The organism is Lactovum odontotermitis, assembly GCF_054658595.1.
Genome location: NZ_BAAGGQ010000006.1, coordinates 25533 through 50526 on the forward strand (window position 1 = coordinate 25533; position 24994 = coordinate 50526).

The window sequence follows — 24994 nt, forward strand, 5'->3', positions numbered from 1 at the left end:
TTGCAAGAAATCCTCCTGATGCTTAATACTATTGATTATCCCTTGTTCAAGGTAGAACACGCGTTAGAAGTATTCTTTGCATAAGAGGAGAGAAAACATGGATTTAAACGAGAATTCTGACAAAAAAATAGATAAAACATTTGGCCAAGTTTTTCATGATTTGCGCTCATGGAAAAATTTTTCCAAAACAGAAGCAGATGCAGAGGTCATGACCGACACAGCACTCACAAATTTTGAAAATGGCAAATCTATTCCTAGCTTTGACAAAGTCTATAAAATGCTGAAAAATATCAATGTCACACTTTTAGAATATGACGACGCTTATAATCGTAATAAACTAAAACAGGACATTTTACTTTATGGTACGACCATCTCAGAGGCTCTTTTAACCAAAAACGTCGAAAAACTAAAGTTTATATTGTCTGAAATTGAGCATGAAATCAAACGTTCACCGAATGTAAAGAAATACGAAATTGATAAATGGAGAATTGAAGCAACCATTAAGGAATTAGACACGAATTACGTCATGCCATCTAGTGATATCTCCTCTTTAAAGGATTACCTTATGCATCTTTCGGAATGGGGATTATACGACATTCATCTTTTCGGCCATTGCGTCAATGTTTTCATCAATGATGACGATTTTGGAGATTTGGTCACTCAAATGCTGTCCCATACGGAAGACACAGGGCAGCTTCACAATGTTGAGCACGCAGTCATTGTAACAACGCTGAACATTATTGACTCCTGCCTGTCAAGAGGAAATTTCAAATTAGCTGAAGCTTTTATTAATCATCTCAACCGTCTGAAAATTCATGATTACTATATGTTTGAAAAGTTTACGCTAAAATATGCTACGGCAAATCTTGAGTATCAAAAAGGGAAAGATTCTGCACTTGAAGTCATGAAAAAATGTTATGAAATAGCACTTTTTTGTGGCTGCACTTCTCTGGCAGATACGATTTCAAAAGAGATTCCAAAGATTCAAGAGATGGTTAAAAACGCTAAAACTCATAAGTCCGAAAATCAGCAGTAAACTCAATGCATCATGGAAATTAAAAAAGACAGAATGTTTTTTGTACAATCTGTCTTTTTCTATTTACTCACTCAAATTCCCGCAGAAACTCCGACAAACGCTCAAGCCCCGCACGCAGCGTGGCTTCGTCCGTACAATAACCAATCCGCGCATGCCCAGGCATATCAAAGCGATTCCCGGGAATAATCAGCACACCCTTTTCCTGCAGCAGTTTAACCGCAAACTCCTCAGTACGCGCCGGGTCGAGCGCTTCAAACTTGACGAAACTCACAGACACCATGTCCGGATAAATCATTGACACGAGCGGCTCATGTGCCACCCAGTCCTTCAAAATGGACAGGTTGTTCGAAACAATCTCACGCGCACGCGCCAGGACTTTATCTTTATGCTTCAAAACCAGCGCGGCAACGGCATCGTCAAAGACACCTGTACAAATCATCGTATAATCACGAATTTTGCGCAGCTCATCAGCCAGCGCATCATCAGGCGTAGCAACCCATCCGACGCGGATTCCAGGGACAGAGTAGGTTTTAGACATCGAGTTGGTCGAGATGCCCTTTTCGTACAAATCAGCAATAGGTGTGTAATCGGCATCCGGATTCAGCGGCAGATAGACTTCATCGGACAAGATATAAGCGCCGACTTCTCGGGCAATTTTCACAACTTCGTCCAAAAACGCCGTGTTCAGAATCGCACCAGTGGGCTGAGCGGCATTGTTGATACAAATCAGCTTCGTGTTCGGCCTGACCAGCGCGCGCAGCTCGTCCAGCCGCGGATACCAGCCGTCCTCCTCATAAACCTGCCAGTTGTCCACCTCAGCGCCGAGCGTCCTCGGCCAGTCATAGAGCTGCTGGTAGGTCGGCCACTCCGCAATCACATGGTCGCCAGGCCCAATCAGCCCCAAAATAGCCATGAAATTTGCACCGGTCGCGCCATTCGTCGACAAAATATTGTCAGTTTTGACACTTTTGTACAGTTTCGCGACCTCGCCCTTAAACTCCGGGGAGCCCTCAATCCAGCCGTAGGAGAAGGTTTCCTTCTTTATTTTTTCTAAAAAAGCTTCGCCGTTATCTTGTTCAAAACTGAGGATTTCGTCCAAAGTCAGCGAAGAAATAGTCGACTGAGCAATGTCAATCTGAGCAGATTTTTCCCATTTGTTCAGCCAGTCTTCACAACCAAATTGTACTAAATTCATTTATATCCTTTCACTCTCTGTATAAAAATTCCCACAAAAACAACAAAGTCCCTGTCAGAATTGACAAGGACATTTTCACAAATCAAGGCATGATGCGTGTACCAGAGCCATTCGCCAGAAAATCAGGCAAGTTCTCCAGCGAGGTGATTGTCGCAGGATGTCCGGTGCGTGACACAAATGACAGAGCCGCCTGAACCTTCGGCAGCATTGAGCCTGCTGCGAACTGGTCTTCGCTGATGTAGTCGTTCATTTCAGTCACCGTCACGATTTCGAGCTTCTTCTGCTCCGGCTTGTTGAAGTTGACATAGACATTGTCAACAGCAGTCAAAATCAGAAGGTCGTCTGCTTCGACCAGTTCTGCCAGTTTGGCAGCTGAAAAGTCTTTGTCAATCACGGCTTCCACACCCTCATAACCGTCTGCGCTCTTCACCACCGGCACGCCGCCGCCGCCTGAAACAATCGGCAGAACAGTCATGGAAGGCATCGCTGCCAGAGCTTTTGCTTCAACAAAGCGGCTTGGTTTTGGTGACGGCACGACACGGCGGTAACCGCGTCCGGCGTCTTCTACGAAAGTCCAATTCGGGTACTGCTTCTGCATCTCAGCCATGCCGGCTTCATCATAGAATGGACCGATTGGCTTGGTTGGCTTCTCAAAAGCCGGGTCATTTTTATCTACAAGCGCACGTGTCACAACGGGCAGCACAGCGACTTGTCCCATGCCGACTTTATTCAGCGCTTTAGTAAAAGCCTGCATCATCCAGTAGCCGATTTCTCCCTGAGTCATGGCAACGGCAGTGTCCAGCGGCATTGCAGGATTCTTTGCTGAATCTGCCTCCAGCTGCTGCAGGAGCAGATTTCCGACCTGCGGGCCGTTACCATGTGTGACAACTATTTCTACATTATTATCTTTAATGAGCGGAATCAGCTGCTCGGCTGTTTTTTCCAGCGCATTCTGCTGAGCCTTGGCAGTCGGATTATCCGTCAGAATTGCATTGCCGCCGAGGGCAACAACTATACGTCTAACCATTTTTAAACACCTTTCTTCTTTTTATTTGTTCTTAATTGAGTTCATCTACGCCGCTTTGCGGCTCCGAATGTCCGTTTTCTCTACTTGCTAAAGCAAGTGAGAAAAAGGCAACACGCCTGAAGCTAGTAAGCAGATTCTTAGCGCTTTAGCGCATAGAAGTCGCTTTCCCCACCGCCGTGGGGGAAATTAGATAAATCGGAACCTGCCCTGCGGGAAGAACCACGATTTCCTAAGCAGACTCTTACCGCTTTAGCGGTTTAGAGGTCGCTTTCCCCTTTAGGGGTAAATTTCTACGCTTCATAGCGGGCGTGTTTCACATCTTCTTTTATTGCTCTGTTTTTGATGACGCTGTAAATGAAGGCAATGATGCCAACAATCAGGATGGCAGTCAGCAGGTACACGACGACCATACTTGAGGCGTCAATGCCTAGGCCGCTGCGGATGTCAAAGTCACCGCCCCAGCCCATCAGTAAATCAATGTCAGCCAGTACTGCCAGCACAATAATGACAGAGGACGCCGTAATATTTCCAGTGCTGACACGTTTGCCGTTCTCAGTTTTGGCAATCATGAAGAAAGCAAAACCGATGACGTAGATAATCGTTGCTGCCCAGGTAAAAATCCAGCCTGACAACCAAAGCGCGTAAATTTGGAAAGCGCCTGCCAGCAAGCCAATCACGATATTTGCTGTTTTGTGCTCTTGAATGCCGGTTTTCATCAGATAAAAGCCGACTAGTGCGTAGCAAATCATGATAACAGCCGTGCACAGATAGACGAAAACATTGTAGGCATTGGCTGCGAAGTAGGTCATAATGATGAAGACCTGCATCAGGACAGCCGTCAGTAACAGGGCGTTGGATGGTGAGTTGTTCTTGTTCAGTTTGCCGAACCATTTCGGCAGGAGTTTCTGCTCTGCCAGCTGCGAGGTGGACTCTATCGGCAGCATGGTCCAGGACAGCCAGGCACCGAGCAGGGAAATGATGAGTCCGATGGCCATGAGCGAGCCGCCCCAGCCGCCGACCATGGCGTTCAGTATGTTAATGAGACCAGGTGTGGCAACATTCGCCAGCGTTTCCTGGTTCATAAAGCCGTAAGGCAGGATGGACAGCAAGACGTAGATGACGAGTAAACTAATTAACCCAAGGATTGTCGCTTTCCCGGCGTCGGATTTTTTCTTGGCGCGGTCTCCCATCATTGCAGCGCCCTCAATACCTACAAAGACCCATATCATGACCATCAGCGAGCTTGAGAACTGGTCCAGGAAGCCTGAACTCGTCATGGCAGAGAAACTAAATTTCGTCATGTCTGCATTCGCGGTAACATTTTCCCAGAAATGCTCGGTAAAGATGCCTGCTTTGAAGGAGATGACCGCTGCAATCACGAAAATCAGGAGGGGAATCAGCTTGGCAATCAGGACGATGGCGTTGATGACGGCGGCACTTTCAATGCCGCGGGAGACTAGCAGCGTCAGGCCCCACATGACGAGCGAAACGACGATGATGGACAAAAATGTCAAGGAGCCGTTTTTGTTGGCAAATGTTCCCGGGAAAAAGAAGTCCACCGAGGTCATCAGGAGCACGGCGAAGGCAATGTTGCCGAACCAGCCCGAGAGCCAGTAGCCCCAGCCGGAGATGAAGCCGACCAGGTCGCCGAAGCCTGCGCGCGCATAATCGGACACGCCTGATAGTTCCGGCTTGTTGACAATCAAGTGATTGAAAGACAGAACTAAAAGCAGAATGCCGATGCCGACAATTACCCATGAAACCATGACTGCGCCAGGTGTTGCGCCGCCTGCCAGGTCGTTGGCGAGGTTGAATACGCCGCCGCCGATGGCGCCTGAGACGATTAGCGCAATCAGGGCACCGAGTCCAATACCTTTTTTGTTTTCTTCCATATTTTTTTCCTTTGAATGGAAAGGCTGCCGGGTTTGACAGCCTCTTCACATCTTATTAACTGAGTTCACACAGAGCTAAAGCTCTGGCAATTTCTAGAAGCTAAAGCTTCTGAAATTGTCTGCGTCCTACGGACGCTGTTGTCGACTCTCGCTACGGCGCTGAAGCGCCTAGTCGAGTCGCATCACGCCAGAAGCTAGAAGATTAGATAAATCGGAACCTGCCTGGCGGCAGAACCGCGATTTCCTAAGCAGACTCTTACCGCTTTAGCGGTTTAGAGGTCGCTTTCCCCTTTAGGGGTAATTTTCTACGCTTCAAAGCGGGCGTGCTTCACATCTTGTTTAATCCCAGTCTTGAGGGACTGACGGGATAAAGAGATTACCTAGTGTCGCCGCCATGATGGCTTTGATAGAGTGCATGCGGTTCTCCGCCTCTTCAAATTGACGCGCATATTTTGAGCGGAAAACTTCGTCGGTCACTTCCATCTCCGTCAGGCCGTATTTCTCAAAGATTTCCTGGCCGTACTCTGTATTTGTGTCATGAAAGGCAGGCAGACAGTGCATAAATATAAGTTGACCATTTTCAGTATTGCCGGTCATTTTCAGCATGTCCATCGTGACGCGGTAAGGCGTGAGCAGCTTCACGCGCTCTTCCCAGTTGCTCTCGCCCATTGAAACCCAAACATCAGAATAGATGATGTTGGCGCCTTTTACGCCCTCTTCAATGTTGCTTGTTGCCAGCGGTTTTGCGCCTGATTTCGCTGCGAAGCCTTCGGCAATGTCCATCACTTCTTTTGTCGGGTGGAGAGAATCCGGTGCGACGATATGTACATTTACACCAAGCATAGATCCAGTCACAATCAGGCTATTGGCCATATTGTTACGACCGTCGCCAACGTAAACCAGTGTGAGACCTTTCAGATGCCCGAAATTCTCTTTGACCGTCATGAAGTCAGCAATCATCTGAGTCGGATGCCATTCATCTGTCAGGCCATTCCACACCGGCACGCCGGAGAATTTCGCCAGGTCTTCGACTTCCTGCTGTGAAAAGCCGCGGCGCTCAATCGCGTCAAACATTGAGCCGAGAACTTTTGCAGTGTCTTCTGTTGATTCTTTGATGCCCAGCTGAATATCGTCTTTACCGAGATATTCAGGATGTGCGCCCAGGTCAATTGAAGCAGTCGTGAAAGCCGCGCGCGTACGCGTTGAAGTCTTTGCAAAGAGCAGGGCAATGTTGCGGCCCTCAAGGTATTTATGCGGAATGTGATTTTTCTTCAACGCTTTAAGATGAATGCCGAAATCTACCAGGTAGTTGATTTCTGCGGGTGTGAAGTCTTTTTCCGCTAAGAAGCTGCGGCCTTGAAATACTGAATTAACTTTTGCTGTTTCCATAATTGTTGTCTGAGTATCCTTTGTTTATTTTTTTGTTTTTTTGTTTTTTTGTTTTTTTGTTTTTTTGTTTTTTTGTTTTTTTGTTTTTTAATTATACCAGATTTGCAATAATATGCAACGAATTACTATCACTTGCTAAATCTTACAAATCTTCACGCCAGAGCGGCTGTGACATGCAGCGTGCGCCGCCGCGGCCTCGAGCCAGCTCGGATGAGAGAATTTCATGCACTTTAATGCCGTGTTTTTTGAGCAAATCAACGGTCACATAGTTCCGGTCATAAGTCACGATTTCGCCAGGCGCGATGGCCAGTGTGTTTGAGCCGTCATTCCATTGCTCACGAGGTGCTGCAATAGCATCGCCGCCGCCGCATTCAATGAGGTCAAGCTCGGTCAGATTCAGCACTTTCTTCAGGGCTTTCTCAAGGTCCGTCAAATGCTCAATCACGATTTCACCGTCCTTGCCGGGTTTCAAAATGAAGGTATTAATTGAGCCGTCGCCGTGGAAAATTCCTGGGAAGACTGTGAACTGGTCATGGTTAATCATTGTAAACACCGTGTCCAAATGCATCATTGCATGATTATGCGGAATTTCAACTGCCAACACTGTGTCAAAGGTCGACAGAGGATTCTTGAACAATTCTTTCGCCAGCTGCTGAATGGACTTGCTGGAGGTACGCTGTGAAACCCCAATGGCCACGACATTCTTGCTGAGAATCAGCTCGTCGCCGCCCTCAATGCGCGTCGTGTGATTACGGCTGCGCCAGACCGGCACCTTGTCCGCATAACGCGGATGATGATTGAGCACATATTCTGTCAGAAGCGACTCCGGCTGACGTGCCGCAAATGTCATGCGGTTGACCGTCATCCCCACACCCATTGAAGCCTGCGGGTCACGCGTGAAATAGGCATTCGGCAGCGGGTCCATGTAGAAGAGAGACTCTGCATCACTTCCGGCCATGTCTGACAAGGTTTCATGCGGAATATCAACTTCACTTTTACGCACACCTGCATAGATTTTGTCCACAAAGTCCTTTGTTGTGAAAGAATTCAAATACTCTGTCAGCGCCTCGAAAGTCTTGCCGTGCTGGAAACCGTGCTCTTCCAGGTATCGTCGCGTGAAGCCGGCACGCACCAGTGTAGAAGTATCAAGCGCCTCAGCTGCGAGCTGCTCAATGTAAAGCACTTCCGTCCCCGTGTCGCGCAGCACTTGGGCAAAGAAATCATGCTCTTTCTGCGCAATTTTCAAGAACGGGATGTCATCAAAGAGTAAACGCTCCATTGAATCAGGCGTGATGTTTTCAACTTCTGCACCTGGCCGGTGAAGAAGAACTGTTTTCAATTTTCCAATCTCAGAATTGACATTAATTGCTTTTTCCATTTTGTTCGTCCTTTCTCTCTATGAACATTTTTAATATTTGGAAACGATTACATTTATAATGTATCACATTGAAAACGCTTTGTCAAGAGAAATTATTAAATTTTTGTCATTCTGGGCAAAAATGTAAAATTAAAATCAGCGAGACTAGCAAAAATACTGCTAAATCTCGCTGAAACGTTACATCTTGATTCAGTCAAATTCACTATCGGCAAAATCAAATTTCTCCAAGTAAGTCTCATATCGTCCATCCTCATCGGAAAAAATTCTCACAGCCTCCTGACGCGCCACTTCGAGAATGTTATAATCGTTGACAATATCCGCCACGGCAAACTCCGGAATACCGGACTGCCGTACGCCGAAGATTTCACCGGAGCCGCGCATTTTCAAGTCTTCTTCAGCCAGCTTGAAGCCGTCTGTCGTGTCAACCATAATCTGCATGCGCTGCCGGCCTGATTCAGACTTGGGATTGGCCACTAGAATACAGTAAGATTTCTTCTCGCCGCGCCCGACACGCCCGCGCAGCTGATGAAGCTGGGACAGGCCGAAGCGGTCTGCATCCATGATAATCATAATTGTGGCATTCGGCACGTCCACGCCGACTTCAATCACTGTGGTTGAGACCAGCAAATCAAGCTTTCCGGCTTTGAACATGGCCATACGCTCTTCTTTTTCATCGTTTTTCATTTGACCATGCAGAAGACCAATGCGCGCGTCCGATTTGAAATAGTCTGAAAGCTCTTCATAAAGTGCCACGGCGTTTTTCAGGTCAAGTGCCTCAGACTCTTCAATGAGCGGTGAAATCACGTAGACTTGCGATTTCTTCTGAAGAATCTCCGACCTCACCCATTTGAGAACCTCATTAAACTGCTGGTGCTTGACCCAGCGCGTTGTAATCGGCTTACGGCCGGCTGGGAGCTCATTGATGATTGACACGTCCATGTCGCCGAAGGCTGTGATGGCAAGCGTCCGCGGAATCGGCGTGGCAGTCATCATGAGGACATCAGGGTTCTGTCCTTTTTCACGCAGCACCTTACGCTGATTAACGCCGAAGCGGTGCTGCTCATCTGTAATGACGAGCCCTAATTTGTAAAAGTCGACGGTATCCTGAATCAGCGCATGCGTGCCCACTACCATATCGGTAAAGCCGCTCGCAAGGTCTTCCAGAATTTCACGCCGCTCGGCGGCTTTTAAACCGCTGACGAGCAGTGAAACATGCAGCTCAGGGAACATTCCCACGAGATTGTTGAAATGCTGGCGCGCCAGAATTTCTGTCGGCACCATTAGGGCTGACTGGAAGCCGGCTGTCTGCGCCGCATACATTGCCAGCTCTGCGACGACTGTTTTCCCTGAGCCGACGTCCCCCTGAAGCAGCCGATTCATGTGCGTCGGAGCTGTCATGTCTGCTAGAATTTCATGCAAAGCGCTTTGCTGGGCCTGAGTGAGTTCAAATGGCAGCTCTGCTTGCTTCGCCGCTACTTTCTCGGCATCAAACTGAACCAGTAAACCCTCTCGTCCTGATTTTTCCTGATGTTTGAGCGCTTGGAGGCGCAGCTGGAACATGAAGAGCTCTTCGAACTTGATTCGGCGCAGTGCCTGCTTGTGCTCCTGCAAATCGAGCGGGAAGTGCATAGCTCTGACTGCTTGCTGTCTCGGCATGAGCCGGTATTTTTCAATTAATTCTTCGGGCAGATTTTCCGGCAGCAGAGCCAGTGCGCCGCTGTCAAACGCTGTCTGAATCAGCTTCACCAGGCTTGTCTGCTTGATGCCCTGCATGACATGATAAATCGGCTGAAAGTCCGCATCTGTTGTCGCTTCGCCATTTTCGCCCTCGACCGTTGAAAGAATTTTCATGCCGAGCAGCTGCTGTCTTTTAGCTTCCCATTTGCCATACAGTGCCACGGTCTGGCCGACTTCGACTTTGTCTTTCAAATAGGGCTGATTGAAAAATGAGACGCCGAAAATCACATCGCCTTGCTTGGCCTTAAAAGTCAAGCGTGAGCGATGCGCACCGAAATATCCTAAATTAGCCGGCGTCACGATTTCAGCCACAACGGTTGCTTTTTCACTGTCCAGCAAATCCATTACCTGCCGGCCTGCCACGTCTTCGTAGCGAAATGGAAAATAAAGCAGTAAATCCTGCACGGTTGAAATCCCCAATTTCCGGTAATTCTCGAAGGACTTGGGGCCGACGCCTTTCATGTATTGTATCGAATCTGTCAGTTGCATTATTTTAATTATAGCAGAAAGTTGGCTTATGGGTTTTAAACAATCCGCTCAGATTTCCGCATCTCCTGCAAATACTCGCCTAGACGCGTCATCGCAGTCTCAATCACCTCCATTGAAGCGGCATAAGAAATCCGCACATATCCTTTACCGTACTGACCGAAGGCGTCTCCGGGAATAAAGGCAACCCGCTTTTTCATGGCGAAGTCATAAAGAAATTCAAAGGAATTCTGGTTATAGGCTTCAGGAATTTTGGCGAAAAGGTAAAAAGCGCCAGAGGGCCCAATGATTTCAAAACCGAAGCCGGTCATTTTTTCGAGCAGATAATCACGGCGTTTGCGATATTGTACAAGCATCGCTTGAATGTCATTTTCCCCATTGACAAGTGCTTCTACTCCTGCCCATTGAGATTGAGTTGAGGCCGATGTAACCAAGTACTGATGCGTTTTTTCGACTTGGTCAATCAGATTTTTCCGGGCAAAAACGAAGCCCAAGCGCCAGCCGGTCATCGCATGTGATTTGGACAAGCCGTTCAATACAAAGGTCTGCTCGGGCAAAAATTCAGCAATGGACGTATGCGGCTGATTTGTATAATTTATCTCAGAATAAACTTCGTCAGAGAGGACAAAAATGTCCCGGTTTTTGAGTATTTCAGCAAGTGCCTGGAGCTGTTCCCGCGTATAAACAATCCCTGTCGGGTTGCCTGGCGAGTTAAGAATCAGCGCCTTGACATTTTCAGACTCACTCAGTACAGCCGACAGTTTTTCAGGATTCAGGACAAACTGTTCAGAACTCGTGTCAATCTCAACGACCTCGCCTCCGGCAATATTGACGACCGGTGCATATCCAGGATAAGCCGGCGCCGGAATAAGTACTTTGTCCCCCGGATTTAACACAGACAGCAGGCAAGCAGCAATTCCTTCACTCACACCAACGGTTGTCAGGATTTCTGTTTCTGGAGAGTAATGCAGCTTATATTTTTCTGCCAACATCCGGCTAGCTGCCTGGCGCAATTGCGGTAAACCGCGCAGTCCTGTATAATGACTCTGATTTGCATTAATCGCGGCGATTGCCGCCTGTTTGATGTGCTCTGGAGTGGCAAAATCCGGCTCTCCCAGGGTGAGCTTGAGGATATCAGGAATTTGTGAGATTTTTTGCTCAAACTGCCGAATCAGCGAGACGGTAATTTTTGAGAGCTGCCGGTTAAATTTATGTGATAAATCCATGATTTTTTCTTCTTATTCATTAATAATAAATTTTTATCTTCATTTTAACATATTTTAGTTTACAAAGTAAAAAAATTGTAGTAAAATAAGTAAAATTTAGATAACTAATAATTAACTACAATTAGAGGTAGCAATGCAAATGAGTATGACTTGTTAGGAGGCATCCGCTGAGCAGGTCTGAAAGGTAACCATTGCCGAACGATAAAAAAGAGGCATCTTATTATCGTGGGAACATAGGAAAAACCTATGTTACTCGGACTCTTGTCTGGCGCTAATTATCGGGGGCTCATTGTGTTCCGCCGATAAATCATCAACAGCGCTTATTCCTGCAATGAGCGCTGTTTTGTTCATTGTCAAACGTTATTCGAAAGGTTGATTAATGGAACTGGAAATTGCGAATGTCAAAGTCAGCGACTTACTGAAAAGATATCCGACGCCGCTCTACGTCTACAATCAGGAAGTCATTGAAGAAAATCTTCAAGTCTTTAGAGAGAATTTTCAGTCTGAAAAATTTGCGACAAAGATTTTATATGCCTCAAAAGCTTTTCAGGCCGTGGCTTTGCTGAATCTCATAGCAGATGCTGGTCTGGGGCTGGATGTCGTCAGCCAGGGCGAGCTTTATGCGGCTTCCAAGTCTCGCATGCCGCTTGAAAATATTTATTTTCACGGGAATAATAAGTCGCCTGAGGAGCTGCTTTTTGCCATACTGAATGTCAAAATCAGCCATATTGTCGTTGACAATAAGATGGAGCTGGAAGTTGTCTCCGAGCTTGCAAGTTTAGTAAAACGTCCGCTTCAAATCCTGCTGCGTCTGAATGTCGGGATTGAAGCCCATACGCACCAGTATGTCATCACAAGCCATGTGGATTCAAAATTCGGCATGGGCATTGAGAGTCAGGAGCTGAAAGACTGTCTGAAGATGATTGAAACACATCCCTTCCTTGTTTTGGAGGGCCTCCACTCTCATATCGGTTCTCAGATTTTTGAGCTGACGGCCTGGTTTGCTGCTATTGAGAAATTAACAGATTTTCTGCATGATTTGAGCGAACAGAGCGAACAGGATGAGCCTTTGGCTTTAAATATCGGCGGCGGTTTTGGGGTTCGTTATACACAGGAGGATAAGCCTTTGCCGATTGACCAAGTGCTGCGGCAGCTGATTCATCATGTGGAGAAATGCATGGCTGAGAAAAATGTCCGTTTGAAAGCGCTGATGATTGAGCCTGGACGAAGTCTCGTGGCCGAGGCAGGCTTGACCCTCTACAAAATCGGCTACCAGAAGGTCACGCCGAATAAAAACTATCTCTTCGTGGACGGCGGGATGGGCGATAATATCCGTCCTAGTCTTTATCAGGCAAAGTATGACTGCGACCTGGCACTGCGTCTCGGCGAGAGAAAAACGGAGCGTTTCAGTATTGCTGGTAAATACTGCGAGTCGGCTGATATTCTGATTGAAAATGCGGAATTGCCCAAGCCTGAAAGGGGTGACATTCTGGTGGTCTATGGGACTGGGGCCTACGGCTACTCGATGGCCAGCAACTACAACCGGAACGTGATTCCTGGGGTTGTTTTCCTGAAAGACGGCAAAATCACGGAAGTGGTCAAGCGGCAAACTCTTGAACAGCTGCTGGAAAATGAGGTTTATTGAACGTGAAGATAAATATTCGAAAATATAATGGCTGCGGCAATGATTTTGTGATTTTACCCTTTTATGAAGCGCTTGACTACAGTCAACTCGCTCAGCAGCTTTGCAATCGATTTGATACGGACGGTTTGATTGCAGTCAAAGAGACATTGAGCGAAGAGTCGCTCGAGATGATTTTTTACAACCGTGACGGCTCCAGAGCGCCGATGTGCGGCAACGGCATTCGCTGTTTTGCCCAATATGTGCGCGATTTGGGGATAATCTCCGCTCAGACGGTCAAATTTCCCGTGAAAACACTGGCCGGAGTTATGAAAGTTGAGATTTTACACGAGGCGCCTTGTCTCGTCCGCGTTGACATGGGAACAGCCCGTATCGCCGACGGCTCAACGAAGATGGCTGTCAAGGACAGCGGGCATCACCGGCTTGACATCGCAGGCCTGACTGTTGATATTTATACACTTTTTATGGGAACTATCCACACAGTGGTCTTCGTTGACAATGCCGCCGACATGCTGAATTCTGGGCTCGGAGAACAAATCTGCAACTATCCTTTATTTCTTGAGAAAACCAATGTTAATTTTGTCCAGCTCATTGACCGCGAGAATCTGTCTGTTCGAACTTTTGAGCGCGGAGTCGGCTGGACACTGGCCTGCGGTACGGGATGCTGCGCCAGCGCTGTGATTGCTCAAAAACTGCAGCTCGCCGATAACACGCTGCATGTCCATCTTGATCGGGGAGAACTCCTGATTGAAAACAGAGAGAATGAAATTTTCATGACAGGTTCTTCGGAATTTGAATTTGAAAGCGAGGTTATCGTTAATGACTAAAACATCTGTTAAAATGCCCATTAAAGGCTCCATCGCCGCACTGGTCACTCCCTTTCACAACGACGGCAGCATCAATTTTGAAAAACTGGCTGAGCTGGTCGAATTTCACATTGAGCATCAGACAGCTGCCATTTCAATTTTAGGAACAACAGGGGAAAGCCCAACAATTGATTTTGACGAACAGAAACAAATTGTCAAAAAAGTCATCCAACTGGCAAATGGGCGTATTCACGTGAACGTCGGCGCAGGAAGCAATGACACGCGAAAAGCCTGCCTGCTGGCACAGACATTCACCGAGCTAGGCGCGGACAGCCTGCTTGTCATAACCCCCTACTACAATAAAAGCAATGACTCTGGGCTGTACAAGCACTTCACCGCAATTGCCGACAGCACAGACACGCCGATTATTATGTACAACGTTCCCAGCCGCACAGGTGTTGTGCTCCCCGTCAACATTGTCCGCGAGTTGTCTGTACATCCGCATATTGCAGCTCTCAAAGAGGCTTCAGGCGATATCGGCTACGCGGTTGCCGTCAGCCCTTACCTTTCGGATGATTTTGCCATGTACAGCGGAAATGATGATATGATTGTTCCCCTGCTTAGCCTGGGTGCCTCAGGCGTTATCAGTGTTCTGGCAAATATCATGCCTTCTGAAGTTCAAGAGCTTGTCACTTCCTTTGCGGACAATCCGAAACACGCGCTTGCCCTGCAGCAGAAATATCTCCCGCTGATTCACAGTTTATTTCTCGAGACAAATCCGATTCCGGTTAAATTTGCCATGAATCAGCTCGGCCACAATGTCGGGCCGCTGCGGCTTCCGCTTGACGAAGCTTCCCCAGCTGTGCAGGAAAAAATCATCCGCGAACTGGCCGCCTTCTTTTAAAAGAAAGTATGAAAGAAATATGGAAACAAAAATGAAAATTCTGCAAATCGGCACCGGAGCAATGGGAAAACTTCTGAAATCCGAACTGCAAAAGAGCAGCCAAGTGCTCGCATTTTCCAATGCCAAGCAGCTTCCGGAAGAAAAATTCGACATCCTCATTGATTTTTCACATCCGGACAATCTGGAAAATATCGCCGAATATCTCAAAAAGTGCCCGGCACCAATTGTTATCGCGACCACAGGATTTAACAGCGAAGAAGAAATAATCATTCACCAGCTTTCCCAGCAAATCCCAGTACTATACAGCAGCAACCTGAGCCTCGGCATCACACTGATGAACCAGCTCGTCAAAGAAATGGCAAAAACGCTCGCAGAAGACTTCGACATTGAAATCATCGAAAAGCACCATAATAAAAAAATAGACGCTCCGTCCGGAACTGCAAAAATGCTGGCCGCAAGTATCAACGAAAGTCTGGAAAATCCCGATTACAAGCTGATTTACGGCCGCTCAGGCATCCAGCCCCGAAGCAAAAACGAAATCGGCATTCATTCACTACGGGCAGGAAACATTGTCGGCGAACATGAAGTCATCTTTGCTGGTCAGGACGAAATTCTCTCCATCAAGCACGAAGCCCTCTCAAAAATGATTTTCGTCCGCGGCGCCATAAAAGCGGCAAACTGGTTAAAAAATCAGGAAAATGGACTTTATACATTGGAAAATGTCCTATTTAAAAGTTAGGAGAAAGTAGTGTGAAAACAGAAAAAAAGCTAAATTCACAAGAAATCATTCAATATATTGCAAACGCAGACAAGAAAACAAAGGTCAAGGTCACACTCAAAGCAGCTTTAAAGGACAATTTGCCGAAAGATGTCCTCCAATTAGGCAACATTTTGCTTGGCGACTGGAAGACAATCAAGCCCCTATTGTCCAATTTGACAGAAAATCAGGATTACATCGTTGAAATAGACGCCAGAAACTCAGCCTTGCCCCTGCTTGACATACGCGACATCAACGCGCGAATTGAACCAGGCGCCATCATTCGTGACCAGGTGCAAATCGGCGACAATGCCGTCATCATGATGGGAGCCATCATCAATATAGGGGCTGAAATCGGCGAGGGGACAATGATTGACATGGGCGCCGTCCTTGGCGGGCGAGCCGTTGTCGGGAAAAATTCACACATCGGAGCCGGCGCAGTCCTTGCCGGCGTGATTGAGCCCGCTTCTGCCAAGCCGGTAAAAGTAGGCGACCAGGTACTTGTCGGGGCAAATGCAGTAATCATCGAGGGCGTTTCTGTGGGGAATGGCGCCGTTGTCGCTGCTGGAGCAATCGTCATCGAAGATGTTCCCGAAAAGGTCGTTGTAGCAGGCGTTCCAGCGCGTATTATCAAAAAAATTGATTCACAGACGGAGCAAAAAACTGCCTTGGAAGAGTCTCTACGCCGTTTATAACAAACAATCCATGAAAATAACTGAAAATGGGGACAATGAAAATGAAAAAGTATAAATTATGCATCGTTGGTGCAACCGGACTCGTCGGTCAAACATTTCTCAGCATTCTCGAAGAAAGAAAATTTCCTGTTTCTGAGCTGAAATTGCTGGCCTCACCACGCAGTGCCGGAAAAAAGCGCAAATTTAACCAGCAGGAATTCGTCGTTGAAGCACTGAGCGAAAACTCTTTTGACGGTTACGACATTGCCCTCTTCAGTGCTGGCGGCACAGTCTCTGAGCAATATGCGCCGATTGCCCGCAACAAAGGACTTTATGTAGTGGATAATTCCAGCGCCTGGCGGGAAAATCCGGAAATCGGGCTCGTCGTGCCGGAGATTAATCCGCAGGATTTGCACATGAACAAAATCATCGCCAATCCGAACTGCTCAACCATCCAGTCCGTCCTGCCGCTTTACGCGCTTGATAAAGCATTCGGTATTAATCAAGTCAACTACACCACCTTTCAGGCCGTCAGCGGCAGCGGACAAAAAGGACGTGACGAGCTGCTGAGGACCCGCGCTGGAGAAGTACCTGCTTTTTATCCCTACAATATCTCAGAAACGGCCATTCCCGAGATTGACACCTTTCTTGACAACGGCTACAGCAAAGAAGAAATGAAAATGGTACATGAAACCCGGAAAATTCTTCACAAGACGGAGCTTCCTGTCAGTGCCACCTGTGTCCGGGTTCCTGTGCTCAACGCACATGCTGTAAGCATTCAAGCGACCCTCAATCAAGACTTTACACTGGACAAAGTACGTGAAATTCTGTCCGAGCAAAAAGGCGTCACAGTCATCGACCATCCGTCTAAGCACCAGTATCCGACCTCTGTCATCGCCAATGGGCGCGACGATGTCTATGTCGGGCGCCTCAGAAAAGACTTAAGCCGGGAACGCAGCCTCCTTTTCTACTGCACAGCCGATAACATCCGAAAAGGCGCAGCTTTAAATGCAGTTCAAATCGCCGAGAAAATCATCCAGGAGGAAGCAAAAATATGCTGACCATTGCAAAATTCGGCGGTTCATCCTTGTCCACAGAAAGTCAATTCCTCAAAGTCAAGAAAATTGTCCAGGCAGACCCGGACAAAAAGATTGTGGTGGTTTCAGCTATCGGCCGCAAAAATCAGGAAGACGATAAAGTGACCGATTTGCTCTATCTGATTGCTGCCCACGTCAAACACGGTGTTTCCTACCAGGCACTCTGGGACAATTTTGCTGCACGCTTCATTGCTGTGAAAGAAGAGCTTCATCTTCACTTTGATTTGACAAGCTGCCTCACGCTTTTGAAAAATCAGCTGGACACAGACAACTGCACAGAGGATTATCTGGTCAGCCGCGGCGAGTTTTTGACCGCGCAGCTCATGGCAGAATACCTCGGCTATACTTTTCTTGATGCCTCTGAAATCATCGCTTTTTCTGCTAACGGCGAGATTGACCTTGAGCAGAGCCGAAACCTGCTCGAAGAAAAGTTCTCCGGCAGCGAAAAATACGTGATTCCAGGATTTTACGGCGCCTATGAGAATGGCCGGATTAAGCTTCTAAGCCGCGGCGGCTCTGATATTACAGGTGCAATTCTTGCCAACTGCCTCAACGCCGACAAATACGAAAACTGGACAGACGTTTCAGGCGTGCTGATGGCGGACCCGCGTATCGTTGAGCAGCCCAGAGCCATTAAAGAGCTGACCTATGAAGAATTGAGCGAATTGTCATACATGGGGGCAAGCGTGCTGCATGAGAACACCATTTATCCGATTCGTATGCTCAAAATTCCTTTGTATATCAAAAACACCAATGCGCCTGACGACAAAGGGACACCCATTATTGAAAAGCATGCGTCCAATGACGTGCAGATTGCCGGCATTTCCGGGAAAAAAGACTATCTGTCCATTACCATTGTCAAAGACCAGATGGCCACAGAAGTCGGATTTCTGCAGCGGACTTTAAAAATTTTCGAAGATTATCAGCTGAATATTGAGCATATTCCCACAGGCATCCATCAAGTCGGGATTGTTTTAGAAAAGGCAGCGGTCGAAAATGTCCTGCTGGAACTCCTGGAGCGACTGAAAAACGAATTGAACGCTGACGACATTAGCGTCAAAGAAGATTTGTCCTTGCTGAGCGTTGTCGGTGAAGAAATCGTCCGCTCAGCAAAAATCACCAGCAAAATTTTCAGCGCCCTGGCAAAAGAAAATGTTACCATTGAACTTATTGCCCAAAGCCCGCGCGGAATCAGCGTCATCATCGGCGTAAGCAATCAGGATTACCAAAAATCACTGATTGCCCTTTACAAAGAGCTTAACGAACTTTCGGAGGATTAGCAGATGCCCTTCACAGACGAAGAACTTATCAAAATCCGGCGCGAACTGCACCAAATCCCGGAAATCGGAATGGAAGAATTCAAGACACAAGCCTACCTGCTTGAAAAAATCAAAGAAATGACACAGAATGTCCAGAATATTGACATCAGGACTTGGAAAACAGCCATCCTGGTCAAAGTCAAAGGTGAAGGTACTTCCTCGCAAAAAATCATCGGCTGGAGAACAGACATGGATGCGCTCCCCGTAACAGAAGCGACAGGGCTTCCTTTCAGCTCGCAGCATCCTGGAAAAATGCATGCCTGCGGCCACGACCTGCACATGACAATTGCACTGGGACTTCTTAAAAAAGCCATTGAAGACCAAACTCCTGCCGAAAATGACTTGCTCTTTCTTTTTCAGCCGGCCGAAGAAAACCTCTCCGGAGCAAAACTGCTCTTTGATGCGGGAATCTTCGGCGAAGACTTACCTGATGAGTTTTATGCGCTTCATGTCAATCCCGACTTAGCTGCAGGAACCATAGCGACAAATAATCACACCCTGTTTGCAGGCGCCTGTGAAGTTTATGTAACCTTTACCGGAAAAGGCGGGCATGCGGCCTTCCCGCAAGATTCCAACGACATGATTATTGCAGCCAGCCACTTCATCACTCAGGTTCAAAGCATCATTTCACGCAATATCAATCCGCTTGAAGCAGCCGTCATCACATTCGGAACACTTCAAGCCGGCGAAGCTGTCAACGTGATTGCAAAAGAAGCCAAGCTCAGCGGAACCATCCGCACACTGACAAAAGAAAGCAGTCAACTGACCCGAAAAAGGCTCTCTGAAATTGCGCACGGCATTGCTGCTTCCTTTGACTGTCAAGCCGAAATTCAGTTTAAACAAGGCGGTTACCTGCCGCTTATTAATGACTTAGTACTGGCGAACCAGATGATGGACTTTCTGAAATCGTCTCCGCTTATCCGCTTTGAGGAAATTTCCCCACTGATGACAGGTGAAGACTTCGCCTATCTTTTAGACAAAACACCAGGCGTCATGGTCTGGCTGGGCGTCAACTCAGATTATCCGCTGCATCACGGACAAATGTCACCCGATGAAGCGGTAATCGCACCTGCTGTTGAGCTCTTAAGTCAATGGCTCAAATCCAGAAGAATTGAAAAAAGCCATCTTTGATGGTCTTTTTTACGGAGTCGCACACCACACAGAGCTAAATCAAGAAAATTCCACATCTTACCTAGAATATTTCCCATCAATGAATGTAAAGTCTTCCGTGTCCGAATAAGCCCCGCCGTATGCCTTGACCAGCCCGATAATCCAGTCGACCAGCGCCCAGATTCCGAAAGTTCCCCAGCTGCCGAGAACAAGTTTTAGAATACCGAGTCCAATTTGTCCGCGGATAAAACGGTCAACGCCGAGCGCACCTAATAAGAAGGTGAAAATCCAGACGTGTATGTGTTTATTCATGGTTACTATTTTTTGATTCATTTTTTACCTCAATTATTTTTTTGGGACATTCCATTGATTATTGTAACACATGAATTATAATTTCTGGTAGTTTTAGTTTTGTATTTTCAGGATTCAAATCCTTCTTTTTTGTCTTCTGAATTCAAGATTAGGGCAATAATTCCAAATATGGCTAGCCAGACAAAGAACATCAGTGTGATTGCATTGAAGCTCAGGAAATGGCTTAGCTGGCCGGAGACAAAGGTGACGAGGGCTGCTCCGCCATAGGCGGCCAGGAAGAAAAATGAGAGCAGGCCCGCCCGCTCTGCGGGCTTTGCCAAGGATAACAGGCTTTGCAGGGTGTTGGAGTAAGCGATGCCCATGCCGATGCCGGAGCCGAGGACGCCGACGATGCAGAGGAGGATGGAGTTTAGGGGGAGCGAGAGGGCGAGTAGGCCGACGAATAGGACGTAGAGGACGACGCCGGCTTTTTTGCCTTTGATGCGGCTGACGAAGCGTTCGCCCATGGTGATGCCGATGGAGTTACAGAGCATATATGCGACTAGGATGAGCGCGGAGACGAGCGAGCCGCTTTGTTTGAAGATGTGCAGTTCGAGCAGGGAGCTGTAGGACTGGAAGTAGCCGCCCATTGCCCAGATTGTAAATAGGATGAAGAAGGAAGGGAGGATAATTGCGCGCGCTTCATGCGGGATTGCCACGCGCGGGCGCATGGATTTGAGCATACCCTTATAGGAGCGCGCTGCAAGGGTTTCTGCGCCGAAGAGGAGACCAACCAGGCATATAAGCAACAAAATGATAAGAATCCAGTAGCTGTCGAATGCCAGGCTTTGGCTGATTTGCTCCAGCGCACCTGACAGGAGGGCACCTAGGCCAATGCCGATGTACATCATTGAGCCCGCGATTACGTTGACAACGGCTTTTTTCTGGTAAATGCCGCTTTCAATGATGAGCACGGACAGCACGTTTGCTGAGATGCCGCAGGCAATGCCTAAGACGAGACGCGCGAAGATAATCATCCAATGGCTATTTGCGTTAATCATCCCAATCATTGCGATGATACCTAGCAGCAGAGCAATATAGCCCATGGGCTTGCGTCCCAGATGATTTGCCAGCCCCGGCAGAAACAGCAGCGCAAGCGCACAGCCGCCAAAATAAAAGACCGTTGCCAATGTCATTTCAGCGGTCTGAAGTTGAATGCTTTTTACGTAAATGTTGTAGAGTGGTACCATGCTGACAGAGGCAGCGAATAATACCATGTAAGACAAAGAGGCAAAAACAAAGGTGATATTCATTTTCTGTTTATTGGGTCGTTTGGCGACCACTTTTTCTGAACACATGTTTTTATTTTAAACTTTCATTTTTGAACTTGCAAATAAAAATGATTCTTATATTTCATAATTGGTCAAATTCTCGTTTTTGTCCATAATCTCCTGTCGAACAGAAATAAAAAAAGCCCCCGAAGGGGCCAAAGGAGTCGGAGAACTCCCCCAGAAAGACTTATTTAGCAAGCTTTGCAAAGTACTCAAGTGTACGAACAAGCTGTGAAGTGTATGACATTTCGTTGTCATACCAAGCAACTGTCTTAACAAGTTGAGTATCGCCTACAGTTGTAACTTCAGTTTGAGTTGGGTCAAAGATTGAGCCGTGGCTCTCACCAACGATATCTGTAGAAACAATCTGGTCTGCATTGTAGCCGTATGACTCGTTCTCAGCAGCTTTCATTGCAGCATTGATTTCGTCAACAGTAACTTTCTTGTCAAGAACAGTAACCAATTCAGTCAATGAGCCTGTTGGAGAAGGTACACGCTGTGCATGTCCCTGAAGTTTGCCGTTGATTTCTGGGATAACCAGGCCAATCGCCTTAGCAGCACCAGTTGAGTTAGGAACAATGTTGATGGCTGCAGCACGTGCACGACGGAAGTCGCCTTTACGGTGAGGGCCGTCAAGAAGCATCTGGTCGCCAGTGTATGAGTGAACAGTTGTCATTGTACCAACTTTGATGCCGTATTCCTTGTTCAGAACGTCAGCCATTGGTGCAAGACAGTTAGTTGTACATGAACCGGCAGAGATAACAGTCTCTTCGCCTGTCAATGTGTTGTGGTTAGTGTTGAAGACGATAGTCTTAACATCGTTTCCGCCAGGAGCTGTGATAACGACCTTCTTAGCACCGCCGTTAGCGTGCAGGTGAAGCTCTGCTTTTTCTTTAGTTGCAAAGAAACCAGTTGCTTCCAAAACGATATCAACGCCTGAAGCTGCCCAGTCAATCGCTGCTGGATCTTTTTCCTGCGTCACTTTGAGGAAAGCGCCGTTTACATCAAAACCGCCGTCTTTCACTTCAATCGTGCCGTCAAATTTGCCCTGAGTAGAATCGTACTTGAGCAGATGAGCGAGCATTGCTGGATCTGTCAAATCATTGACATGCACAACCTCAACACCCTCAACATCCTGGATGCGGCGGAATGCCAAACGACCGATACGTCCGAAACCGTTAATACCAACTTTAACTACCATTGTGTAGTTGCCTCCTATAAGGTTATTTTTAACTAAGTTAAACTTTTAACTTACTATTTTATTATAACACTTTTCTTGAACTTTATCTTAAATTAGTACGCTGTAAACGCTTTTCTTTCTGCATTTCAGAAAAATTTCCAGAAGAAAACGCTTCGATTCATTTTCGGCAAAACGGCCTTTGCGAAAAAAAGCGCATTTATGTTGAATGCCCACTGAGCTTATGCTACAATTATGTCCATGCAGACGATTCCAAAAAACAGAAAGCGCAGCAAGAAAACGGCCGTGATTATCTCACTGGCTGCTTTTTCCCTCCTCGTCGTGATTACATTTCTGATTTATCTAACCATAGACCGTCAGAATAAGCAGCGGACTTTCACGGAATTTGAGCGCAGAATCACAGCATTGACCTATAAAGATGTTTATTTAGCCAAGGATTTGAGCGAGAAGAAAATCTCTCGTCTCTCAACCGATTTGAGCGAAAACAAAACGAAAATGACCGAGAAAAGTTACAAGCGCCTCTCCGGCAAACTGAAGCAGATTTCAGCAAAATACAGCAAATTAAGCGAAGTCAACGCCCTCTTCAGCTCTGCAGCCATTTCCGGGGACGAAATCGTCTCCGCCGCCATTAAAGACAACTTGACGCAAAACGAGGTAAAAACTGTGAAATTAACAAATCTGGACAAGAGCCAATTTACCGTAGAATTGTCTCGAGCCGTGCAGGACGCGGACAATCAGCTGGCACAGATTGAAAAAGTAAAGACAGAAATAAAAAACAACACAGCGAGCACCACCGTTGCATCCGATATTAGTGAAATTAAGAACACACAGCTGCAGACCAGTTATACCACGCAGCTGCGCACGCGCGATGCCAATGCTGTCAAGGCCAAATACGCCGGCAAGAAAATCATCGCCTTAACATTTGACGACGGACCCAGCGACAAAACCACCCCAAAATTACTGGACATTCTCAAGCAAAATGGCGTAAAAGCCACTTTCTGTGAATTAGGGCAGAATATCCAGCTGCACCAGGACATCACCAAACGTGTCGCCGCAGAAGGCCACGAAATCATCTCTCACAGCTGGAGCCATCCGGACCTGACGAAACTGTCCAAGGAAGATGTGCAGTCGCAGGTTGAGGACACCTCCGCCCTGATTAAGCAGGTGAGCGGGCAGGACAATCCGCTCTATCGCCCGCCCTACGGCAGTACAAATGATGCCGTTCTGTCCGAAATCAACCGCGCCGCTTTTGAATGGGACATTGACACGGAAGACTGGCGCGATTCAACGAGTGAGCCGGTGGTCAAGGCGGCTGTTAAAGCGGCCCATGATAAGGGCGTGATTCTGATGCACGACATCCATGCCTGGTCGGTCGACGCAGTGCCTGAGATTATCAAGCAGCTGAAGGCGCAGGGCTATACTTTTGTGACGGCCAGTGAGCTGGTGCAGGTGAAGTATGGGGCGATTATGCCGCATCAGGTTTATTACTGAAATCCAAAAAAGAGAATTTCTGAAGTTCTCTTTTTTCTGTAGATTATAATTTCCCGGAAATTGACTCAAAGTTCTGCATCAATATTTCCGCGCTCTGACGGAACTTCTCTTGTTCTTGAGCCGTCAAATCCAGCGCAACCACTTTTTCCGCACCCTGCGCCGAAACCACCGTCGGAATGCCGATGTAGAGCTCACTGACGCCGTAGACAGGCTCCTTCAGATAACTTGAAACCGGCAGCACCGTGCGCTCATTTTTGAAAATCGCTCGTGTAATAGTCGCCAGAGCACTCGCAATCCCGTATGACGTCGAGCCCTTCATCTGGAAAATATCCAGGCCGACCTGACGAACCTCTTCATCAATCTGCTCAACATCCAAGTCTCTAAAACCTTCTTTTTCGGCGAAAACGCTCAGAGGAACACCAGCCACCTGCGCAGACGACCAGGCCGTAAAGCTGCTGGCACCATGCTCCGCAATCACGTACCCGCTGACATCATTCGCATCAATCTGAAACTTCGACGCTAGAATTGATTTCATCCTGGCAGAATCAAGCACGGTGCCGCTGCCGATTACCCGCTCCTTCGGAAAGCTGGAAATCTCCGCCACAATACGCGAAATCACATCCACCGGATTTGAAGCAATCAGGAAAATCCCGTCAAAGCCCGACGCCATAATAGACGTCGTAATGCTCTTAATCATAGCAATATTGCCCTCGAGCAAGGCCAGGCGGCTGTCACCAACCTTGAGCTGCGCAGCAGGTGCATTGGCAGTGATGACAACCAAATCTGCATCCGCCGCATCTGAATATTCTCCAGAAATTATCTGCTGAGGCGAGCGTTTTGTGAAGGGCTGTGCATGCGTCATGTCCAGACTGTCTGCCAGTGTACGGTCTTTATTGACATCCACTAAGACGATTGTTTCTGCGAGTTCCTGCAGGAGCAGAGTATAAGCATAGGTTGAGCCGACTGCGCCATCGCCGACGATAACAACTTTTTTTGACATAGAATGAT

General features: G+C 47.4%; 21 protein-coding genes and 1 riboswitch. Of the genes, 10 read left to right on the forward strand and 11 right to left on the reverse strand.

Translation table 11 applies throughout. The features are described from left to right. Positions 1-97: 97 nt before the first annotated feature. A complete protein-coding gene (locus ACYQ2E_RS04695) occupies positions 98-1036 on the forward strand; it encodes an Rgg/GadR/MutR family transcriptional regulator (protein ID WP_460016914.1) in 939 nt (312 codons plus the stop codon). 67 nt (positions 1037-1103) lie between these two features. On the opposite strand, the gene ACYQ2E_RS04700 is transcribed toward ACYQ2E_RS04695, so the two are convergent. The 7 genes from ACYQ2E_RS04700 to ACYQ2E_RS04730 form a co-directional block, all read right to left on the reverse strand. Beyond that, the gene (locus ACYQ2E_RS04700) at positions 1104-2231 is read right to left on the reverse strand and encodes an aminotransferase (protein ID WP_460016915.1); all 1128 of its coding nucleotides are present in this window, start codon (positions 2229-2231) and stop codon (positions 1104-1106) included. 82 nt (positions 2232-2313) lie between these two features. Beyond that, positions 2314-3258: a carbamate kinase gene (gene arcC / locus ACYQ2E_RS04705; protein WP_460016916.1), complete on the reverse strand. Its 945-nt coding sequence runs from the start codon at positions 3256-3258 to the stop codon at positions 2314-2316. Between the two features lie 290 nt (positions 3259-3548). Further along, entirely contained in the window at positions 3549-5150 is a 1602-nt protein-coding gene (locus tag ACYQ2E_RS04710) for a basic amino acid/polyamine antiporter (protein WP_460016917.1), read from the reverse strand. A gap of 339 nt (positions 5151-5489) precedes the next feature. Next, the gene (gene argF / locus ACYQ2E_RS04715) at positions 5490-6539 is read right to left on the reverse strand and encodes an ornithine carbamoyltransferase (protein WP_460016918.1); all 1050 of its coding nucleotides are present in this window, start codon (positions 6537-6539) and stop codon (positions 5490-5492) included. 142 nt (positions 6540-6681) lie between these two features. Continuing rightward, on the reverse strand, positions 6682-7917 hold the full coding sequence (gene arcA / locus ACYQ2E_RS04720) for an arginine deiminase (protein ID WP_460016919.1): 1236 nt from the start codon (positions 7915-7917) through the stop codon (positions 6682-6684). A gap of 189 nt (positions 7918-8106) precedes the next feature. Beyond that, positions 8107-10143, reverse strand: coding sequence for an ATP-dependent DNA helicase RecG (recG, locus tag ACYQ2E_RS04725; protein WP_460016920.1), 2037 nt, complete (start codon positions 10141-10143; stop codon positions 8107-8109). 35 nt (positions 10144-10178) lie between these two features. After that, on the reverse strand, positions 10179-11366 hold the full coding sequence (locus ACYQ2E_RS04730) for a pyridoxal phosphate-dependent aminotransferase (RefSeq protein WP_460016921.1): 1188 nt from the start codon (positions 11364-11366) through the stop codon (positions 10179-10181). A 114-nt stretch (positions 11367-11480) separates the two neighbouring features. Further along, positions 11481-11648, forward strand: a riboswitch (Lysine riboswitch). Positions 11649-11745: 97 nt separating this feature from the next. On the opposite strand from ACYQ2E_RS04730, the gene lysA reads away from it, so the two are divergent. From lysA to ACYQ2E_RS04770, 8 genes are read left to right on the forward strand one after another with little or no spacing between them, the layout of a single operon-like run. After that, positions 11746-13011 (forward strand): diaminopimelate decarboxylase, encoded by a 1266-nt coding sequence (gene lysA / locus ACYQ2E_RS04735; RefSeq protein WP_460016922.1) that lies wholly within the window; start codon positions 11746-11748, stop codon positions 13009-13011. Positions 13012-13019: 8 nt separating this feature from the next. Next, a complete protein-coding gene (gene dapF, locus ACYQ2E_RS04740) occupies positions 13020-13835 on the forward strand; it encodes a diaminopimelate epimerase (RefSeq protein ID WP_460017003.1) in 816 nt (271 codons plus the stop codon). Continuing rightward, positions 13828-14718, forward strand: a complete 891-nt coding sequence (gene dapA, locus ACYQ2E_RS04745; protein ID WP_460016923.1) for a 4-hydroxy-tetrahydrodipicolinate synthase — start codon at positions 13828-13830, stop codon at positions 14716-14718. The genes dapF and dapA overlap by 8 nt, the downstream gene beginning before the upstream one ends. 19 nt (positions 14719-14737) lie before the next feature. Beyond that, a complete protein-coding gene (gene dapB / locus ACYQ2E_RS04750; protein ID WP_460016924.1) occupies positions 14738-15457 on the forward strand; it encodes a 4-hydroxy-tetrahydrodipicolinate reductase in 720 nt (239 codons plus the stop codon). An 11-nt stretch (positions 15458-15468) separates the two neighbouring features. Then, the gene (dapD, locus tag ACYQ2E_RS04755) at positions 15469-16170 is read left to right on the forward strand and encodes a 2,3,4,5-tetrahydropyridine-2,6-dicarboxylate N-acetyltransferase (RefSeq protein WP_460016925.1); all 702 of its coding nucleotides are present in this window, start codon (positions 15469-15471) and stop codon (positions 16168-16170) included. A gap of 41 nt (positions 16171-16211) precedes the next feature. Continuing rightward, positions 16212-17210 carry an aspartate-semialdehyde dehydrogenase gene (locus tag ACYQ2E_RS04760; RefSeq protein ID WP_460016926.1) on the forward strand — a complete coding sequence of 333 codons (999 nt, stop codon included), beginning with the start codon at positions 16212-16214 and terminating at the stop codon, positions 17208-17210. Continuing rightward, the gene (locus ACYQ2E_RS04765; RefSeq protein WP_460016927.1) at positions 17204-18526 is read left to right on the forward strand and encodes an aspartate kinase; all 1323 of its coding nucleotides are present in this window, start codon (positions 17204-17206) and stop codon (positions 18524-18526) included. Before ACYQ2E_RS04760 ends, ACYQ2E_RS04765 begins: the two co-directional genes overlap by 7 nt. 3 nt (positions 18527-18529) lie before the next feature. Then, entirely contained in the window at positions 18530-19696 is a 1167-nt protein-coding gene (locus ACYQ2E_RS04770; protein WP_460016928.1) for an N-acetyldiaminopimelate deacetylase, read from the forward strand. A gap of 57 nt (positions 19697-19753) precedes the next feature. Here the strand turns inward: ACYQ2E_RS04770 and ACYQ2E_RS04775 are convergent, their stop codons facing one another. From ACYQ2E_RS04775 to gap, 3 genes are all read right to left on the reverse strand, one after another. After that, the gene (locus ACYQ2E_RS04775) at positions 19754-20008 is read right to left on the reverse strand and encodes an NINE protein (RefSeq protein WP_460016929.1); all 255 of its coding nucleotides are present in this window, start codon (positions 20006-20008) and stop codon (positions 19754-19756) included. 86 nt (positions 20009-20094) lie between these two features. Further along, complete coding sequence (locus ACYQ2E_RS04780; protein ID WP_460016930.1) at positions 20095-21243, reverse strand: MFS transporter; 1149 nt, start codon at positions 21241-21243, stop codon at positions 20095-20097. 241 nt (positions 21244-21484) lie between these two features. Further along, positions 21485-22498: a type I glyceraldehyde-3-phosphate dehydrogenase gene (gene gap, locus ACYQ2E_RS04785; protein ID WP_460016931.1), complete on the reverse strand. Its 1014-nt coding sequence runs from the start codon at positions 22496-22498 to the stop codon at positions 21485-21487. A gap of 237 nt (positions 22499-22735) precedes the next feature. Between gap and ACYQ2E_RS04790 the strand changes: the two genes are divergently transcribed. Then, positions 22736-23986, forward strand: a complete 1251-nt coding sequence (locus tag ACYQ2E_RS04790) for a polysaccharide deacetylase family protein (RefSeq protein ID WP_460016932.1) — start codon at positions 22736-22738, stop codon at positions 23984-23986. Positions 23987-24029: 43 nt separating this feature from the next. On the opposite strand, the gene ACYQ2E_RS04795 is transcribed toward ACYQ2E_RS04790, so the two are convergent. Further along, positions 24030-24986 carry an L-lactate dehydrogenase gene (locus ACYQ2E_RS04795; protein ID WP_460016933.1) on the reverse strand — a complete coding sequence of 319 codons (957 nt, stop codon included), beginning with the start codon at positions 24984-24986 and terminating at the stop codon, positions 24030-24032. Positions 24987-24994: the final 8 nt, after the last annotated feature.

Excerpts from the sequence above, each read along its gene's own strand:
- ACYQ2E_RS04695 (WP_460016914.1), top strand. The coding sequence starts at position 98 with ATGGATTTAAACGAGAATTCTGACAAAAAAATAGATAAAACATTTGGC.
- ACYQ2E_RS04700 (WP_460016915.1), bottom strand. The coding sequence starts at position 2,231 with ATGAATTTAGTACAATTTGGTTGTGAAGACTGGCTGAACAAATGGGAA.
- arcC (WP_460016916.1), bottom strand. The coding sequence starts at position 3,258 with ATGGTTAGACGTATAGTTGTTGCCCTCGGCGGCAATGCAATTCTGACG.
- ACYQ2E_RS04710 (WP_460016917.1), bottom strand. The coding sequence starts at position 5,150 with ATGGAAGAAAACAAAAAAGGTATTGGACTCGGTGCCCTGATTGCGCTA.
- argF (WP_460016918.1), bottom strand. The coding sequence starts at position 6,539 with ATGGAAACAGCAAAAGTTAATTCAGTATTTCAAGGCCGCAGCTTCTTA.
- arcA (WP_460016919.1), bottom strand. The coding sequence starts at position 7,917 with ATGGAAAAAGCAATTAATGTCAATTCTGAGATTGGAAAATTGAAAACA.
- recG (WP_460016920.1), bottom strand. The coding sequence starts at position 10,143 with ATGCAACTGACAGATTCGATACAATACATGAAAGGCGTCGGCCCCAAG.
- ACYQ2E_RS04730 (WP_460016921.1), bottom strand. The coding sequence starts at position 11,366 with ATGGATTTATCACATAAATTTAACCGGCAGCTCTCAAAAATTACCGTC.
- lysA (WP_460016922.1), top strand. The coding sequence starts at position 11,746 with ATGGAACTGGAAATTGCGAATGTCAAAGTCAGCGACTTACTGAAAAGA.
- dapA (WP_460016923.1), top strand. The coding sequence starts at position 13,828 with ATGACTAAAACATCTGTTAAAATGCCCATTAAAGGCTCCATCGCCGCA.
- dapB (WP_460016924.1), top strand. The coding sequence starts at position 14,738 with ATGGAAACAAAAATGAAAATTCTGCAAATCGGCACCGGAGCAATGGGA.
- ACYQ2E_RS04760 (WP_460016926.1), top strand. The coding sequence starts at position 16,212 with ATGAAAAAGTATAAATTATGCATCGTTGGTGCAACCGGACTCGTCGGT.
- ACYQ2E_RS04765 (WP_460016927.1), top strand. The coding sequence starts at position 17,204 with ATGCTGACCATTGCAAAATTCGGCGGTTCATCCTTGTCCACAGAAAGT.
- ACYQ2E_RS04770 (WP_460016928.1), top strand. The coding sequence starts at position 18,530 with ATGCCCTTCACAGACGAAGAACTTATCAAAATCCGGCGCGAACTGCAC.
- ACYQ2E_RS04775 (WP_460016929.1), bottom strand. The coding sequence starts at position 20,008 with ATGAATCAAAAAATAGTAACCATGAATAAACACATACACGTCTGGATT.
- ACYQ2E_RS04780 (WP_460016930.1), bottom strand. The coding sequence starts at position 21,243 with ATGGTATTATTCGCTGCCTCTGTCAGCATGGTACCACTCTACAACATT.
- gap (WP_460016931.1), bottom strand. The coding sequence starts at position 22,498 with ATGGTAGTTAAAGTTGGTATTAACGGTTTCGGACGTATCGGTCGTTTG.
- ACYQ2E_RS04790 (WP_460016932.1), top strand. The coding sequence starts at position 22,736 with ATGCAGACGATTCCAAAAAACAGAAAGCGCAGCAAGAAAACGGCCGTG.
- ACYQ2E_RS04795 (WP_460016933.1), bottom strand. The coding sequence starts at position 24,986 with ATGTCAAAAAAAGTTGTTATCGTCGGCGATGGCGCAGTCGGCTCAACC.